The sequence below is a fragment of the Bacillus methanolicus MGA3 genome, from assembly GCF_000724485.1.
Lineage (GTDB): Bacteria > Bacillota > Bacilli > Bacillales > Cytobacillaceae > Bacillus_Z > Bacillus_Z methanolicus_A.
The window spans coordinates 2,941,870-2,959,457 of the sequence record NZ_CP007739.1; the positions used below are offsets into that span (position 1 = coordinate 2,941,870).

Here is a 17,588-nt window from a genome sequence, read left to right on the forward strand (position 1 = left end):
GTTTCAATTTATCGCCATTTATCGTTTGTGCAGGATTTTATACCTCGTTGATCTATTAACGCTTTTCGGCTTCTGAAGAAGCCTGGTGACTGCATAAAAAAAGAGGGGAAGCAAAAACTTCCCTCATACTGATTTTTTAATTCGATTCATTATTTTCTAAGATGATAAGGGATAGTAGAAACTACAATATCTTTTCTCCATAAGAGCGTGGCACGTAAGAAAAATGCTGTTTGATTATGAAGAAATATATGCCACCATTTTTTTACAAAAAATTGAGGAATGAGAACAGTAATATACTTTCCTCTTTCACTTTCCTCAAGTGTATCAATATATTGAAGAAGCGGCATTAGCAAGCTTCGATAAGGTGAATGAACAGTGACAAGGGGAATATCAAACCCTAATTCTTTCCACTTTTTCTCTGCCCGTTCTTTTTGCTTCTCATCAAAATACACAGTAAGTGCCACTACATCATTCGATATACTTTTTGCATAGCCGATAGAGTTAATAGCTACCCGGCTTACGCTGGAGATAGGAATAATAACTTTAGAAGGAGAAACCTTCACCATCTGTTTAGGATCTTGTCCTTGAAGACTAAGTTGACTTGCCAAGTCAGAGTAATGACGATGAATTTTATGAAATAATAACACCATACAAGGAATAGCCACTACTACCATCCAGGCGCCGCTTTGAAATTTCGCCACAGCTGTTATGATCGTAACAATTCCAGTAATAATCATTCCTATTCCTACAACAATGATTCTGGACCAAACCTTCTGTTGCGACTTTCTTTCGAAAAAATACTTGATCAGTCCATATTGTGCAATGGTAAAAGACAAGAATACACCAACTGCATAAAGTGGTACGAGTGCATGCGTTTCTCCTTGGAAGATGATGATTAAAATGATCGCCAATACACTCAAAAAGATAATACCGTTGGAGAATACTAATCGGTCTCCTCGTTTTGTTAGATTTCTTGGGAGGAAGCCATCTTGTGCAATAATAGAAACAAGCTGCGGAAAACCAGCAAAAGCGGTATTGGCAGCCAGAAATAAAATGAGCATTGTAAAGATTTGAATAAAATAGTAAAAAAATCCATGTCCAAAAACATGGTTTGCGATTTGGGAGACGACAGTTACATTTTCTTTTGGTACAACACCAAAGCCATTGGCCAAAAATGTAATCCCTAAAAACATGGTCCCTAACAGAAATGACATCCAAAACATAGTAATAACGGCGTTTTTAGAGCTAGGCTCACGAAAAGCAGGAACCCCGTTGCTAATGGCCTCTACACCTGTTAAGGCAGAACAACCAGAAGCAAAAGCCCGTAATAGTAAAAATGTTGTTCCAAACGAAGAGAATAAGGAAAAGTGCTCTGCATGATGTGGTACAGCCAAATGGTGCCAATTTCCAGCTTGCAGTTTCCAAATTCCAAATCCTATCATGATAATGATTGATGCAACAAAGATATAAGTAGGAAATGCAAAAATATTAGCAGACTCTCGGATGCCTCTCAAGTTAATGATCATTAATATAATGACGAATATCACTGCCAACTCTACACGATAGGGCAGCAAGGCAGGAAAAGCAGACAATAAGGCGGCAACTCCAGAACAGATGCTTACCGCAACAGTTAATACATAGTCAATCATTAAAGCCGCACCAGCTGTCAGACTTGTGTTTCGTCCAATATGCTCACGGGCTACAATATAAGCTCCTCCTCCTGATGGGAAGCTGTGAATGATTTGGCGATATGAAAGCGTAACAATCAGAAGCAACAACATGATGGCAAATGCAATAGGAATAGAGTACATTAAAGCTTGTGTACCAATTAAGACTAAAACAAGCAAAATTTCTTCCGTAGCATACGCGACAGAAGAGAGTGCATCAGATGAAAATATAGCTAAAGCTTTCTTTTTTGTCAGCTTCTCTTCTGAAAGTTGTTTGGTGTGAATAGGCGCCCCGATCAACAATCTTTTCCAATAATTCATCCCATAATTCCTCCATGAATACAATATTCTCTCTTCTGGACAGAGCATGAATGATGACAATTGCTACAGCTAAACCAGTTGAAGCACAGGTCTCAATTCCACTCATGATATTCTTCTTTATAATTTTCCAATTTGTTAAAATAAGACATTATATTAGGGAAATATCTTTTTTTAACACAAAAAACCAACAGGTGGTTATACCTGTTGGCTTTTTAGGCACAACAAATAACCTCCTCTCACGACGCTTACGAAGTTAGCTGACGGATTCGGGTGCTGAGAGTCACCCTACTCCTTCAGATTCCATGCAGATTCTGAAGGAGATTCACCCCATGTGGACCTAAAGGCACCACAGTTGGTTCCCCCGTTCCTATTAGGATTCAGCGACTAAAGGTAAATGATGATTTTATTAAATTTGATACAATCATACTTCTACATAAAATCATTGTAAAGACGCCTTTTTAACGAAAAATAAGTAAAAAACATCCGTTTATCTTCATGTAAACGCTTTAAATAGAAGTTTTCTTTGCTAATCATTGATTTATGTAAATTAGTAAGGATTAGTGCTTAGAAGAGAGTTAGATCTCTAACTTTTGAGGTTGCTTTAAAATGTTGTAACATTATTATCTACCATGTAAGAATCTTAATATAATTCAGTATAAATGTTACCAATTTTTTAAATAAATTCCTTATTCTATATGTTAATATAATGCCAAGCCAATTTTTCAGGAGGCAAGTATGAAAACAGTGGTTATTTGCTTCTGCAGCATCTTTATCAATTCTAGCAGAACTATTCCATTAGCTTTTTCCTCATTTTTCTTTAGCATTATGTGTCTAATGCACTTAATACCTCACTAGCCCGCGTTTGATTTAAAACCTCACTCGCTAATATTCTCTTTAACCAAGGGCCTCCAATCCGAACCTAGGAGTGATATTTTGGTATTAGTTAGAGGAACCAAAGTAAAATTTGAATCAGATATATATGTGATTTATTGGATTTACAACAGTGGTTTTTGCGAAATTAAGAAAGATCATGATTTTAAGTTAGTTAAACTTTCTGATCTTACACCTCTAGACTAAACAAAAAAAGTAGATCCTTCGGTGTTTGGGGCCCTATTAAGCACTCATTTCTAATCGAATGGGTGCTTCCTTATTTCACAACTGGATATACCCTTTCATTGTATCTTCACCTTTCCCTTCTTCAAGTAAATCAATGAAAAGATTTTATTGGAAAAAACAAATAAATACAAAAAATGAGGCTGTCTCAAAAGCCTAAGGGTCAGACCCCATAACACAATATATAGGACATAATATTGGATAAATGTGCTATATATTGATAAATACACATGGGGTCAGACCCTTATGAGACAGCCTCATTTGAAACCACTTAGCCAATCATTTGCTAAGTGGTTTAAGGTTATATACAAAATATATTTTTAGTGAAATTCTCGTTCCATTAAATAATGAAATCCATTCTGAAAAATTATGACCTTTCACATTAACCCACTGCACTATCTTGCTTTTTCTCATCATGGACGAAAAGGATCCCGAGCTCATGATGGTCGCCTTCGAATAGGGCACGTTGAACAAAACGGATTTGTCCGTTTACATCCAGCACCTCAAGCTTACAATGGGCTCTGTTTCGCTGCAATGCTTCGTAAAATGATTTTTCATTGTTGACACTGAGTCCATTCACTTTCGTCACCATTTCTCCGACCTGCAATGCCATTTTGCTGGCAGGTGATTCCGGGATGATGCCAAGAATCATTAGGCCGTTATTTCGTTTGGAAAAATAAAATGGAAGATTCTCTTCATAAAGCCTCTGGTGCAGCGTAATGACTTCTCTGCCGAGAACCGCAAGCGCTACTGCTGCAATGGACGTGATCGGCCACCAATAGCCCGCGATCGAAATGATGAAAGTAATTGCTCCCAACACGATAACTCTTCTTCCAACAAGCTGAACAGCTTCCTTTGGCAGCAAACCTTGGATTTGTTGATGAAACCCGACGGCAAACGGCACCAAAAATAGAGAATATGACTGCTCGCCAAATGAAAATACGGGCCACCATTCAAACGGAGGTTGGATTGCTCCTCCCGGCAAGAGCAGAAACACCGGAAGCATCCAAAGACGCTTTACTTCATGAACCCCAACTGTCAATCCGCGCTTGCTTTTCATTAATTTCGGCGAAGTGCCTTTGTGTCCATTTTTAAGAATTAAAGATCCTTCACCAATGATTAAGAGAGCAAGCAAAACAGGGATCGATGGATAAATTTTTTCATTAAGGCTTGTAAAAAGATCTGACATAAATGGAAGTGACCAACCTTGCTGAGCGGCGATAATGAGGGCAAAAAATGCCGCTCCCAACGTATAGGCCGGAGCAAGCAGCCGTACTTTTGTCGTAAGGCTCCACAAAAATGTAAATAGCGCTGCCAAAATAACCGCTGCAAATGGAATAACTATGCCTGCTGTTATCGCAACGACAGAGATAATAAGTCCAGCTGCAATTCCAAGCGGAAACAGCTGCCTCAGTTCGAAATACGCATCTTCAACACGGATATGAAAATTCCGCCTTTCCCTTTTAACCCGGGAGACTCCTAATATTCCAGCCAGGAAGACAAGATAATAAAACACGGGGTGAAAAAATAACTTGCCTGTCCCCCTTAACAATTCCGAAAGCCATGTTTGAGCCACCCTTGTCACCAACCTCTATAAATAATTCTCACAGAATTTAAATATAGTAATCTATTTATGATTATTTTACCAGAACCAAACCATAAAACATATTGCTAGTTATTGCAAAATGAAAACTTTCATGAGTTTTTACTCCCAACCCAAACGTGGAAATAGCTCTCATTTTAAAACATTACTAACATAATAAAGGCGGTGTGAGCGAAGCCAAGCACTAACTATTTACAAAACTAAACAAGATTTTTGCTCAAGCAGATTTGCATTTTTAATTTTGTTGGCGCAACTCCGCCCCTTATCCGCAGAAAAAAAGCAGGGAATACCCTGCTTTCAGTGTGTACCTTTCACCGTGCTGACCGCGCTAACAACCGCAAGGCGGTTTGCAGCTGCAAATCATTTTTTTCTTTTTTCATTTCTTCCATAATCGCCCCTTGAAGTGCAAAAGCTGTCTTTTCGTCAATGATGCCCGTTGGTTTTAAGTCATGTTGGAGTTGAAACGCTTTGACTGCTTTTGCTGTCGACTCGCTAAAGTACCCATCGGTCCGGCCCGGTTCAAAACTTAATTCATCTAGCATTTGCTGGGCATATTTTACTTGCTCATTGTTCATGTCTTTCTCGAGGGCTTTTTCAATTTTTAAAGGATGTGTATGGAAAATATTAGGCTGTCTGACTTTGATATCCGGTTCAATTCCCTTCTTATGAATCCAGTTTCCATCTGGCGTAAGCCATTTATACAGTGTCAGCTTAATATTGCTGCCGTCTACCATCGGTACAGGCTGCTGAACGGTTCCTTTTCCAAAAGTATGTTCTCCGATTAACGGATACCCTTGCGCCTCTTTTAAAGCACCTGCCAATATTTCCGAGGCAGAGGCGCTCCCCTTATCAACAAGGACAGCAATCGGATATGGTTTTGGTTTTTTTAGAAGGGAAAAGAAGCGTTCCCTTTCTCCATTGCGTTTTTCAATTTGCACATATGGCTTTTTGTTTGTCACAAGTTCTCTCGCTATTTCTTCAACGGTTGAGAGAAGGCCCCCCGGATTTCCGCGAACATCAATCACAAGTCCATCAATCCCGTCTTTTTCCATTGACCTCAGCTGCGTTTTAAATTCTTGGGCTGTATTCTCGGAAAAAGAAGTTAATTCAATATAGCCGATGTCTTTTCCATTCACTTTTTTCTCGTCTGAATAAACAGTGATTTGCGGAATTTTATCACGTTTAATTTCAACGGTTAACGGTTCTTTCAGCCCCTGGCGGGAAATTTCCAGCGTTACCTTTGTGCCTCTTTCACCGCGGATTTTTAAAGTTGCTTCGTATAAATCGAGCCCCTCAACACTTTTTCCATCCACTTTGAGAATTTGGTCATTGGGCTTTAAACCTGCTTTTTCGGCAGGTGAATCCTTAAATGGAGAGACAATCACAATCTTACCGTCAATCATGCTGACCTCGGCTCCAATTCCCTCAAACGAGGATTCTAACGTCTCACTAAATTGCCTGGCGGTATCTTTATCCATATAAACAGAATAAGGGTCTTTTAAAGTAGAAAGCATCCCTTGAATAGCCCCTTCAACAAGCTGCTCTTTGTCCACCTTTTCAACATACTTGTTTAAAATGAGGCTGTAGGCCTGTTCAAATTTAGTTAAGTCCGTTTTATTTAAGCTGCTTTCGCTGCCGGATAACTGTTCTTCGGCCTGTTCCCGATTCGCCTTCCCCTCATTTCCTTCGGCCCATTTCATTCCAGCATAAGTACCGCCAGCTCCTGTAACTAATGATCCAACCATTAACAAAGCAATCCACTTGCGATTCATCCCCATCCCCCTCTTCAACTGCTGCCACCATTCTTTTTTTGATTATGCCGCTTTTCGTCCAAAAAATATGTCTGTCAAAAACAATATATGACCAAAAGGACGAGTTATGAAAAATAATACATTTGCTGCAAAAGTATTTTCTGTTTATTATTTTGAAAAAGTGAATTCATCAATTAGGAATACAAAAAAAGAAGAAGCGATGTGCTTCTTCCTCTCATTGATCGATGAATCTTGCAGCTGTATCTGTCAAATCCGCTTATCGAGCAGCCGCATTCTTTTCAATTTGTTTGATATAATTTTTGCCCCAATCTTCCAACATTTTGAGAACAGTCATTAAACTTTTTCCCTGTTCTGTCAAGGAATATTCGACTTTTGGAGGAACAACGGGATATACTTCCCTATGAACTAGCCCGTCTTCCTCTAATTCCCTTAATTGATTGGTTAGCATTTTTTGCGTAATGTTAGGGATTAATTTTTTTAGTTCCATAAACCGTTTTGTCCCTTTTAACCCTAAATGGCATAAAATGATTAATTTCCATTTTCCCTCTATCACAGACAATGTTTGTACTTTTTCGTAATAAATGCCTTTATTTTTATCATTCTTTACTTTTAGGTAGTTTTTGCCCCATTCTTCCAGCATTTCTATGATCGGCATTAAACTTTTTCCTAGTTCTGTCAGAGAATATTCGACTTTTGGAGGGACAACGGGATATACCTCACGATGAACTAGACCATCTTTCTCCAATTCCCTTAGTTGATTGGTTAACATTCTCTGGGTAATATCAGGGATTAAGTTTTTCAATTCCGTAAAACGTTTTGTCCCTTTTAATCCTAAATGGCATAAAATGATTAATTTCCATTTGCCCTCTAAAACAGACAAAGCTAATTCTTTTTCGTGATATAGGTGATTGAGTTTTTCTCTGTTCATCAGATTCATCTCCAGATGTATTAGTATACTTTTTGATATTATAACACAAAAAAGTACCTACATGCATTTTTCGAAGTATTAGAATTTTTTTCAATTTAAACAAAAGATTTTATTATGTGATTACAAGAACGAGGCTGACCCAAAACAAAGTGCCAGGCACCCTTAGTTACTAAATATTGAAAACAATTTTAGCAACTTCAGAAGGGAACCTGGCACTTATTGGTCAGCCTCTGTATTATTTCACAATGGTCTTACTTCCCGTTAATGCTGGACATGCAGTAGAATCAAATTTACATAGATAGGTAATTTAATGGATTTACTGCATTGGATTTAGCAGGATTCCATGGGCCCTTATGAATTTCAAAGTGCAAGTGCTGGCCGTGGGAATCTCCGGTATTCCCCATTACACCAATTTGCTGGCCTTTTGAAACAACTGCGCCTGTACCAACGAGTCTGCTTTGCAAGTGAGCATAGACAGTTGTGTAAATCTGGCCATTAATAGAGTGCGAAATAAAGATACAGTTTCCATAGCTAGAAGAATAATAGGAACGGATAACAACACCGTCAGCTGCTGCTACTACCGGAACATGTGCAGTGTTTGCGATATCAATGCCTGCATGGAATTCGCCATCGCGTGGACCAAATCCCGAAGTAAAGATGCCATTTGCAGGCTTCATGAACATTCCGCCTGAAACTGGCGGAGTTGAAAGATCTGAACCGCCTCCGCTGTTTCCGCCGCCGCTGTTTCCGCTGCTTCTGCTGATATGAGCTTGTGCTTGTCTTTGTCTTTCAAGTGCGGCAAGACGCTGCTGTTCTAACTGAATCGCTTTTTGCATAGCTGATTCTTGGGCTGCAAGCACTTCTTTTTCTTCTTCAAGTGCAAGCTTTTCTGAATCCATATGCTTTTCCTGTGTTTTTAATGATGCCATTAATCGGTCTTTTTCCGCTTTTTGAGAGTTCAACTGCTGTTTCATGTTTTCAAGTTCGGCACGCATTTTTTCAAGCTCTGCTAAATCGTTTTCAACCTTTGCTTGTTTCTGCTCTAAAAGATCTTTATCTTCTTTTTGCTCACGAAGAATATCCTGGTCAGCTTCCACGATCGTTGCTACTGCCCCTACTCGATCAATAAAATCTGCAAAGCTTTGGGCACCCATTAAAACATCAATATAGCTTACCATTCCGCCGGTTTCTTGAAATGAACGGGCTCTCTCTTTTAGCATTTTATCGCGTTTTTTAATCCGTTCTTGCAATACGGCAATATCGCCTCTTAACTTTTCAATTTGTGCTTTTGTTTCAGTGATTTGCTCATTCTTCTCATTAATTTTTTCATTTGTATCGTCAATTGCAAGATTCAGTCTCTCAATCTCTGCAGTGACTTTGTCCTGTTCATTTTGTAATCTCTTAATCTCTTGATCTGCTTTATTAATCCCCGATTCTACACTTGAACGCTTTCTTTGAAGTTCACTCTTTTTATTTTGTAAATCTTGCAATTTGGTAGATGCCATTGCTGAATTAGCAGCAACCCCTGTAAACAAACTCCCTACTCCTACCGTTGCTGCAACGGATAGGGTTAATAATGACCTTTTCAAGTTCCGACTTCTCCTTTCCACTTTCAACTATGTACGGTTAATTCATCGAAATATTGTTATGTATGCATCTTTCGTTTTTTATAAGGCTTAGAAGGCCCCGACCAGAAGCCTTCTAAACTCTGCTAAACCTTTAAAAACTTTCTCATTGACATCAAGCTTCCCCAAATTCCGATTAAAGCTCCCATTATAATGAGTAATCCGGCAACTTGATACACAAAAGGATTAAAATCTAGTATTTTTATAAAATGATTGGCCAGCTTTGGCTCTAAATAATCGTAAGCATAATAATAAGCTGATGATACAAGGGCAATCGGCAAGATCGAACCGATCAATCCAATCCATAATCCTTCAAGAAAAAACGGCCAGCGAATAAAGGCGTTGGTCGCTCCAACTAATTTCATAATCTCAATTTCTCTTCTTCTCGCAACAATCGTAATTTTTATCGTATTGGAGATCAAAAACATTGCTGTAAATAACAAACCGATAATTAAAACCAGTCCAACATTCCGGCTTGCTTTGATAAATTTAAATAACTTTTCAACAGAACCTTGCCCGTATTTTACCTTTGCCGCGTACTCCATTTTTTCAATTTTCTTCGCAACCTTCATCGTATCTGTTGGATTTTTCGTCTTTACGATAAATACATCGTTTAACGGATTATCCTGTTCGAACAGCTTAAAGACTTTTCCATCTTCTCCCAAACTCGTAATCAAGTGATTAAGCTCTTGTTCTTTAGAGGAGAATGTAACGCTTTTTACTTCCGGGATCTGTTCTATTTTTTTTCTCAGAACTTGCTGATCTTGTTTATTAGCAGCGAGATCGATGTGAACGCGGATTTCCACGTCCTCTTCTATGGTCGATGCCACTTTATTGAGATTCATCATAATGACGAAAAACACACCAACTAATATAAGTGTTACAGTTACGGCGCTTACGGACGCAAAGGTCATCCATCCATTTCTTCCAAGGCTTTTAAAACTTTCCCTAAGATGACGGCGAAAAGTGCTAGCTTTCATAGCCATATTCTCCTTTTTCCTCGTCACGAACAATCCTGCCGTTTTCAATCGCAATGACGCGGTGCTGCATCGTGTTAACGATATCCTTGTTATGTGTAGCCATAACTACTGTCGTTCCTCTCGCATTGATTTCTTCAAAGATGCTCATAATTTCCCACGAAGTATCCGGATCAAGATTTCCCGTGGGCTCGTCCGCTAATACAACTTTCGGTGAGTTAACAATGGAACGTGCAATCGAAACCCGCTGCTGTTCCCCGCCAGAAAGTTCCGTCGGAAGCATGCGTGCTTTATGCTTTAAGCCTACAAGTTCGAGAGTTTCCATTACTTTTTTCTTTATCAATGCCGGCTGCTCTTCAATTACTTCTAAAGCAAAAGCAACATTTTCGTACACTGTCAACTTAGGAAGCAGCTTAAAATCTTGGAACACTACCCCAATATTGCGGCGGAGAAGCGGAACTTTTTTGTCTTTTAATCTGCTAAGATCCACACCGTTTATTAAAATGGCTCCTTTAGTAGGTTTTTCTTCACGATATATCATTTTAATAAACGTAGACTTCCCGGCGCCGCTCGGTCCAACAACATAAACAAATTCTCCCTGTTCGATTTTTACATCGATGCCGTTAAGAGCTGTAACACCATTTGGATATTTTTTATGCACATCCTGCATTTGAATCATTCATATCACCTAAAATCAAAAATTTGTCGGTTTATTAAATAAGCCATTTAGACTATTATTTCGACAAATTTTGCAAATTTTCCAATGACATTGTTTTCCAATATTCGTCAAATCTCTTATTCTCTTTTTTGCACATGCCCATTATAACATCATAATTTGACAAATTAACCGTAAAAAATATTACAGTTTCATTTCAAATTTAGTCGAATTTTACTACAATAAATCTTTGTTGGCTAATCTATTCATGTTCTTCAGGTTGAGATGCTTTAAAATTTTTGTCAAAATTTTGTTTTTATGAAGATTTTAACAGGAATGTAAATGATAAATGACAATTGTAAAGACGGTAGTTGTTGATTGTGATGGGAAGCAAAAAAAAGAGGAGAAACTATTTTATGCTCGAAACGCAATAATACGTTCCGGTAAGGGGCATTTTTTTTAATAAATAGAACGGGACTGGCTCTATGCTTTTGAGTCAGCCCCGTTGTTTTGTTTGTCTTCGTATTATTTTTTGTTAGACAGCCATTGAGCTACAGCTGAAAGTTCATCACCTTGAAGCAAGCCTTTAGGCATGGCGCCTCTTCCATTAGCGATCGTTTTTTCAATTTCATCTTTTGAAAGTTTGGAACCAACCTTTTGAAGGTTAGGACCTACTCCGCCTTCAAGATTTTGGCCGTGGCAGCTTGAACATTTTTGGTTAAATATTTTTTGAGGATCGCCTGCATTCGCAGTTGTTGTTCCACCGCCGCCGTTATTTGTTGACGTGTTGTCATTTTTATTAGCCTCATTTCCGCCGCCGCAGGCAGCCAAAACAAGAGAAGCACCCATTAATAAGGCAAGTAGCTTCTTTTTCATTGGATTCCCCCCACATTGTAAATAGTTAAAGCACACCTATATTATACCAGTTTTAGACCCGTTTAAAACCCTCGCCAAGTACCTCCGAAGCATCCATTACAACGATAAATGCTGTCGGATCAATGGTTTTGACCAGTTGTTTCAATTTTGTGAACTCCGTTTGATCGACTACACACATTAAAACCGGGCGTTCATGGTCGGTGTACCCTCCATATGCTGTTAGTTTTGTCACACCACGGTCAATTTTATTCAAAATTCCATTGCGAATTTCTTCCTGTTTGTTTGTGATAATCATTGCCATTTTCGAACGGCTGAATCCCACCTGAACGAGATCAATCGTCTTGCTCGTAACATAAAGTGCAATCAGAGCATACAGACCTCGTTCTATATCAAAAACAACAGCAGCCGTCAAAACAATCAAGCCATCAATGATTGCTACACATGTGCCTAATGACAGACCGGTATATTTATTAATGATTTGCGCCGCCAGATCGGTTCCACCCGTCGAAGCTCTTCCGCGAAAAACAATTCCGAGGCCAAGCCCGACACCAATCCCCCCGAATATCGATCCAAGAAGCGGTTCATGTGTCCAAGCGTTCCAGTCGTTTGTCAAAAAGACAACAAAAGGCAAAAATACGGTTCCAACAAGTGTCTTCGATCCGAATTGCTTCCCTAAAAGGATCAGCCCGGCAATAAACAACGGAATGTTGAAAGCCCATTGGACGTAAGCCGGCTCCCAGCCCAAGAGTGCGTGCAATAGCGTGCTTATGCCGCTGACGCCGCCAGATGCAACCCTGTTGGGAAGCAGAAACACATTAAATGCAATCGCAATGATTGCAGACCCTGCCAAGACATAAAAATATTCCCATATTTTTTCTAATTTCGGATTATCCGGTTGATTCCTCTTTTTCTTCATTCTATTAACTCCTCCAAAACGCACAAACGATGCCGATGCATAATTTTTCCGAAAGTGAGTATAGCATGGTGTATAAAGAGTGTAAACGCCAACAAACTACCGTATTAAAGGATTAAATTTTGTGTTTGCTTATGTTTTGAAAATTGTCATATTTTTATGGAATTTTTAAAGAGATTTTGGAATTGGCTTATAAATCATTGAAATTGGATTATAAATCGTCAAAACTGGATCATAATTAAGAATTGGATCAAACCATCAAAACCGGTTCTTAAAAAACCAATCCACACAAAAAAACCTTGCTGTCCAAATCTTAACAGCAAGGTAAAACAACATATTATTTTAATCTCGAACGCAAGTAGGCATTAATAAACGGATCAATTTCACCGTCCATGACCGCCTGAACGTTCCCTATTTCCACATTGGTACGGTGGTCTTTAACTAGAGAATAAGGATGGAACACGTATGATCGGATTTGGCTTCCCCAGCCGATTTCTTTTTGTTCCCCGCGGATTTCTGCAAGTTCCTTTTCTTGCTCTTCAATTTTCTTCTGATAAAGCTTTGCTTTTAACATGTTCATCGCGCGTTCGCGGTTTTTGATTTGCGAGCGCTCTGTTTGGCATGTTACGACTATACCCGTTGGAATGTGTGTAATCCGGACGGCAGAGTCAGTTGTGTTAACGTGCTGTCCGCCGGCGCCGCTGGAACGGTACGTATCGATCTTCAAATCTTCCGGACGGATTTCGATTTCAATTTCATCGTTAAATTCCGGCATTACCTCACAGGAAACAAAGGAAGTATGGCGGCGGCCCGACGCATCAAACGGAGAAATCCGTACAAGGCGGTGAACCCCTTTTTCCGCTTTTAAATATCCGTAAGCATTATGGCCTTTAATCGCCAGCGTAACACTCTTAATACCGGCTTCTTCGCCAGGCAGATAATCGAGCGTTTCCACCTTAAACCCTTTTTTCTCTGCCCACCGTGTATACATGCGAAGCAGCATGGAGCCCCAATCTTGAGATTCGGTGCCGCCTGCACCCGGGTGGAGTTCCAAGATCGCATTGTTTTTATCGTATGGTTCGCTGAGGAGAAGCTGGAGTTCAAACTGATTTACTCGTTTTGTTAAGTCCTTCAGTTCTTTCTCTAATTCTTCTTGCAATTCAGCGTCATTTTCTTCTTTTACGAGTTCATATGTTAACTCCAGATTTTCTAATGTTTCATTCATGTCATTAAATTCATTGACAAGGTCTTTTAAGCCGTTCGCTTCATTGATAATTGCCTGGGCTTTTTGCTGATCATCCCAGAAGTCTGGCTGAAGCATTATCTCATCAAGTTCGGCTATTCGGGCTTCTTTATTTTCGAGGTCAAAGAGACCCCCTAAAGTCCGCTAATTTCTTAGCTGTTTTTTCAAGTTCATTGCGAATGTCTGCTAATTCCATATCGTCACCTCTAAACGTTTATTATCATTATATCGTAATTTCTCCAAAAAGGCATCATCGGAAGGAAAAAAGAGTCGGCTGTGCCGGCCGGCTCTCTTAAAATATATTAGCATATTAACGCATCACCGTGATGGGGGCCAGACCCCTATGCTCCGTGGCAGTTTTTATATTTTTTGCCGCTGCCGCAGTAGCATGGGTCGTTGCGGCCTATGTCAATGGTTTTGACAATTGGTTTTTTCTTCGGCTTTTCGCCGCCCTCTTTCGGATTCACCGCTTGGCCTTTGGCTACTTCCTGACGCTCGAGGTTATTTCGGATTTCAGCCTTCATAATATATTTTGCAACTTCTTCTTCAATCGAAGCTACCATACTTTCAAACATCGCATATCCTTCGCTCTGGTATTCACGAAGCGGGTCAATCTGCCCGTATGCACGCAAGTGGATGCCTTGGCGAAGCTGTTCCATCGCGTCAATGTGATCCATCCATTTAGAGTCAACGGCACGAAGCACGATCACTTTTTCAAATTCACGCATTTGCTCAGGTCCGAGCAGCTCTTCTTTTTCATCGTAGCGCTCTTTTACCTTAGAAAAAATAAGTTCCGAAATTTCTTCCGGCTCTTTGCCGCGAATGTCGTTAATTGTTATATCTCCTTCTTGAAGAAGGTTTCCGTTGACAAAATCAATGATGCCCTGCAAGTTCCATTCATCTTGATCCTCATGGCTTGGCGCATAAGCTTCAACATTTCGTTCAATAACGGATTGAATCATGCCTTCAACGATTTCACGAAGGTTTTCTGATTCAAGCACTTCATCCCGCTGTTTGTAAATGATTTCACGCTGTTGGCGAAGTACATCGTCATATTGAAGCAGCTGCTTACGGGCATCAAAGTTGTTGCCTTCTACACGTTTTTGCGCAGATTCAACCGCTTTGGAAACCATTTTGCTTTGAATCGGCTGGGAATCATCCATGCCAAGGCGTTCCATCATTGCTTTCATATTGTCAGATCCGAAACGCCGCATTAATTCATCTTCCATGGAAAGATAAAATTGAGTAACACCCGGATCCCCTTGACGGCCAGAACGTCCGCGCAGCTGATTATCGATCCGGCGGCTCTCATGGCGCTCTGTACCAATAACAGCTAGTCCGCCAAGCTCTCTGACTCCTTCGCCAAGCTTAATGTCCGTACCGCGTCCGGCCATGTTTGTCGCGATCGTTACAGCGCCGCGCTGTCCTGCCTGAGCGATAATCTCTGCTTCGCGTTCATGGTTTTTCGCATTTAAGACATTATGGCGAATGCCTTTCTTCTGTAAAAGTTTTGAAATATATTCAGATGTTTCAATAGCAACAGTACCGACAAGAACAGGCTGTCCTTTTTTATGGCGTTCGGCAATGTCTTCAACGACTGCACGGAATTTGCCTTCCATCGTAGCGTAAATCAAATCAGGCCGGTCTTCACGAATGACTGGCTTGTTTGTCGGAATCACAACAACATTCATGTTATAAATATTGCGGAATTCCTCTTCTTCCGTTTTCGCTGTACCGGTCATACCGGCCAGTTTTTCATACATACGGAAATAGTTTTGGAACGTAATCGTTGCCAGCGTCATGCTTTCATTTTGAATTTCAAGGCCTTCTTTTGCTTCAATTGCCTGGTGAAGACCATCACTGTAGCGCCGGCCTCTCATTAGGCGGCCGGTAAATTGGTCAACGATGACAATTTCACCGTCCTGCACAACGTAATCTACGTCGCGATGCATACTAACATTTGCTTTAAGCGCCTGGTTAATATGATGGTTCAGTGTCACATGAGAAATATCATACAAGTTATCGATCCCAAAAGCCCGTTCTGCTTTTGTAATCCCTTCTTCTGTCAACTGAACGCTTTTTGTTTTTTCATCATACGTATAATCTACGTCTTTTTTTAATGTCCGGACAAATGCATTTGCCTGGATATATAGCTGGGTTGACTTCTGTGCAGTTCCAGAAATAATCAGCGGAGTACGAGCTTCGTCAATCAAAATGGAATCGACCTCGTCAATAACCGCATAGTAAAGAGGACGCTGCACTTTTTGATGCTTGTAAAGCACCATATTATCACGCAAGTAGTCAAACCCGAACTCGTTATTTGTTCCATACGTAATGTCGGCTGCATATGCCTTCTGCTTTTCTTCTTGCGACATCCCGTTTAAGTTTAATCCTACCGTGAGTCCGAGGAATTCATAAAGTTTTCCCATTTCATTGGCATCACGGCTTGCAAGGTATTCGTTGACAGTAACAACGTGAACACCTCTGCCGGTAAGGGCATTTAAATACACCGGCATGGTTGCTGTTAATGTTTTTCCTTCCCCTGTCTTCATTTCGGCGATATTTCCGTCATGAAGGGCGATGCCTCCCATTAATTGAACTTTATATGGATACAAGCCGAGCACGCGCTTTGCCCCTTCGCGCACAACGGCAAAGGCCTCGACAAGCAGATCATCTAAAGACTCGCCATTTTGATAGCGCGCTTTAAATTCTTTAGTTTTTTCACGAAGCTGGTCATCCGTCAATTTTTCTGTATCAGAAGCAAGAGCATCAATTTGCTCAGCCAGCTTTGTAAGTCGTTTTAACTCGCGTTTATTTTGATCAAACACTTTATTTAAAATCCCAAGCATGATAAACGCTCCTTTTTGTAACGGGTGACAGGCATTTAGCCGAAAACCCGCTATTGGTTTAATGATGCCTCCAAAATTCAATACGTGCACCAATGAAAAAAGATTCGCTTTTTTAGGCGGAATCCGCTGATTAGTTTGATTTTTTCCTTATTAATCTTACCACTTCCTCTATGTATGTGACAACTTATGTAAACATGGAAGAAGGAGGGACGGTTGGCACCGTCCCTCCCTTATTTAACTTTTTACTTTTTTTCGAGATTGGGTCAGCCATTCAGAAATTCCCGGGATTTTCCGCCAAATATGCAAGTGGTCTTGTACATAATTGATCGCTTCCTCTTCTGATCCTAAGCTGTAAAAATACGGTGTAAAGGCAGGTAATTTCTTCTTCCCCGTTATATAGTCAATCACATTTGATTTCTGAGCTTCTTTTAACAGTTTCCCGGCTAATGGCGTAAATTCATTTTCTAACAATTCGAGCAGCACTCGATTATATATGGTTTGCACAGTTCCATCGTCATAATGATCAAGAAGCTCCTTCGCTTTCACGAACTCGTTGTTATCCAAGTAGGCGATGAATAAAGAGTATCTGGCACCCTGGTTATCATTTGGATTCAATTCTAAAAGCTCTTCAAAATGACGAATCGCTTCTTGTAATTGACCCAAATCATAATTCGCCTGGGCATAATTCAACTTAGCCCGCATGAAGGGCCGAGTTTCCAGAAGCCCCCAAAAATGACCTTTATTTTCTTTAAAAAATGCTTCTCCCAGTTCTTGCTGTCCTAACTCCATACCTTGTTTATACAGGGCAATTGCTTCAACAAGGGAACCGGCTTCTTCCGCCAAAATATTATATCCATCCGGATGAGCAGGATTCAGCTTTAGCGCTTCCCGAGCGAGCTTGTAGCGCTTTGGCCCTTCTAATTCAAACGCATCGTATATGAGCTCCTGGGCTTTTTCTCGATCGGACAAATTTCCTTTATTGCTTTTCTTCGGCTCAAATTTCTTGTTCTGCAAATACTAATTGATTTCATCGATGCTGTCAAAAT

At 40.1% G+C, this 17,588-nt stretch carries 12 protein-coding genes, 1 pseudogene and 1 riboswitch; all 13 genes and pseudogenes read right to left on the reverse strand.

Annotated features, from left to right (window positions below; genetic code table 11):
* Positions 1-149: 149 nt before the first annotated feature.
* The 13 genes and pseudogenes from BMMGA3_RS14375 to BMMGA3_RS14435 all read right to left on the reverse strand — a co-directional run bounded on the left by BMMGA3_RS14375 (position 150) and on the right by BMMGA3_RS14435 (position 17,556).
* Positions 150-1,988: an APC family permease gene (locus tag BMMGA3_RS14375; protein WP_038502309.1), complete on the reverse strand. Its 1,839-nt coding sequence runs from the start codon at positions 1,986-1,988 to the stop codon at positions 150-152.
* A 228-nt stretch (positions 1,989-2,216) separates the two neighbouring features.
* Positions 2,217-2,381: riboswitch (cyclic di-AMP (ydaO/yuaA leader) on the reverse strand.
* A gap of 1,102 nt (positions 2,382-3,483) precedes the next feature.
* Entirely contained in the window at positions 3,484-4,677 is a 1,194-nt protein-coding gene (locus BMMGA3_RS14380; RefSeq protein WP_003346409.1) for a PDZ domain-containing protein, read from the reverse strand.
* A gap of 338 nt (positions 4,678-5,015) precedes the next feature.
* A complete protein-coding gene (locus BMMGA3_RS14385) occupies positions 5,016-6,476 on the reverse strand; it encodes a S41 family peptidase (protein WP_038502312.1) in 1,461 nt (486 codons plus the stop codon).
* 256 nt (positions 6,477-6,732) lie between these two features.
* Positions 6,733-7,029: a winged helix-turn-helix transcriptional regulator gene (locus BMMGA3_RS18480; RefSeq protein WP_272942195.1), complete on the reverse strand. Its 297-nt coding sequence runs from the start codon at positions 7,027-7,029 to the stop codon at positions 6,733-6,735.
* A 39-nt stretch (positions 7,030-7,068) separates the two neighbouring features.
* Positions 7,069-7,413, reverse strand: a pseudogene (locus tag BMMGA3_RS18485) (winged helix-turn-helix transcriptional regulator); the annotation flags it as partial.
* 281 nt (positions 7,414-7,694) lie between these two features.
* On the reverse strand, positions 7,695-8,993 hold the full coding sequence (locus tag BMMGA3_RS14400; RefSeq protein ID WP_003346411.1) for a murein hydrolase activator EnvC family protein: 1,299 nt from the start codon (positions 8,991-8,993) through the stop codon (positions 7,695-7,697).
* Between the two features lie 122 nt (positions 8,994-9,115).
* The gene (ftsX, locus tag BMMGA3_RS14405; RefSeq protein ID WP_003346412.1) at positions 9,116-10,009 is read right to left on the reverse strand and encodes a permease-like cell division protein FtsX; all 894 of its coding nucleotides are present in this window, start codon (positions 10,007-10,009) and stop codon (positions 9,116-9,118) included.
* Positions 9,999-10,685, reverse strand: a complete 687-nt coding sequence (gene ftsE / locus BMMGA3_RS14410) for a cell division ATP-binding protein FtsE (protein ID WP_003346413.1) — start codon at positions 10,683-10,685, stop codon at positions 9,999-10,001. The genes ftsX and ftsE overlap by 11 nt, the downstream gene beginning before the upstream one ends.
* Before the next feature lie 501 nt (positions 10,686-11,186).
* A complete protein-coding gene (gene cccB / locus BMMGA3_RS14415) occupies positions 11,187-11,537 on the reverse strand; it encodes a cytochrome c551 (RefSeq protein ID WP_003346415.1) in 351 nt (116 codons plus the stop codon).
* Positions 11,538-11,589: 52 nt separating this feature from the next.
* Entirely contained in the window at positions 11,590-12,453 is an 864-nt protein-coding gene (locus BMMGA3_RS14420; RefSeq protein ID WP_003346416.1) for a YitT family protein, read from the reverse strand.
* A 334-nt stretch (positions 12,454-12,787) separates the two neighbouring features.
* Positions 12,788-13,889, reverse strand: a protein-coding gene (gene prfB, locus BMMGA3_RS14425) for a peptide chain release factor 2 (protein ID WP_155815487.1) whose coding sequence is annotated in 2 segments (ribosomal slippage) — positions 12,788-13,816 and positions 13,818-13,889 — 1,101 coding nt in all. Because the reading frame shifts where the segments join, the coding sequence is not laid out codon by codon here.
* Between the two features lie 145 nt (positions 13,890-14,034).
* A complete protein-coding gene (secA, locus tag BMMGA3_RS14430) occupies positions 14,035-16,542 on the reverse strand; it encodes a preprotein translocase subunit SecA (protein WP_003346418.1) in 2,508 nt (835 codons plus the stop codon).
* A 234-nt stretch (positions 16,543-16,776) separates the two neighbouring features.
* Positions 16,777-17,556 carry a tetratricopeptide repeat protein gene (locus BMMGA3_RS14435; protein ID WP_003346419.1) on the reverse strand — a complete coding sequence of 260 codons (780 nt, stop codon included), beginning with the start codon at positions 17,554-17,556 and terminating at the stop codon, positions 16,777-16,779.
* Positions 17,557-17,588 lie beyond the last annotated feature (32 nt).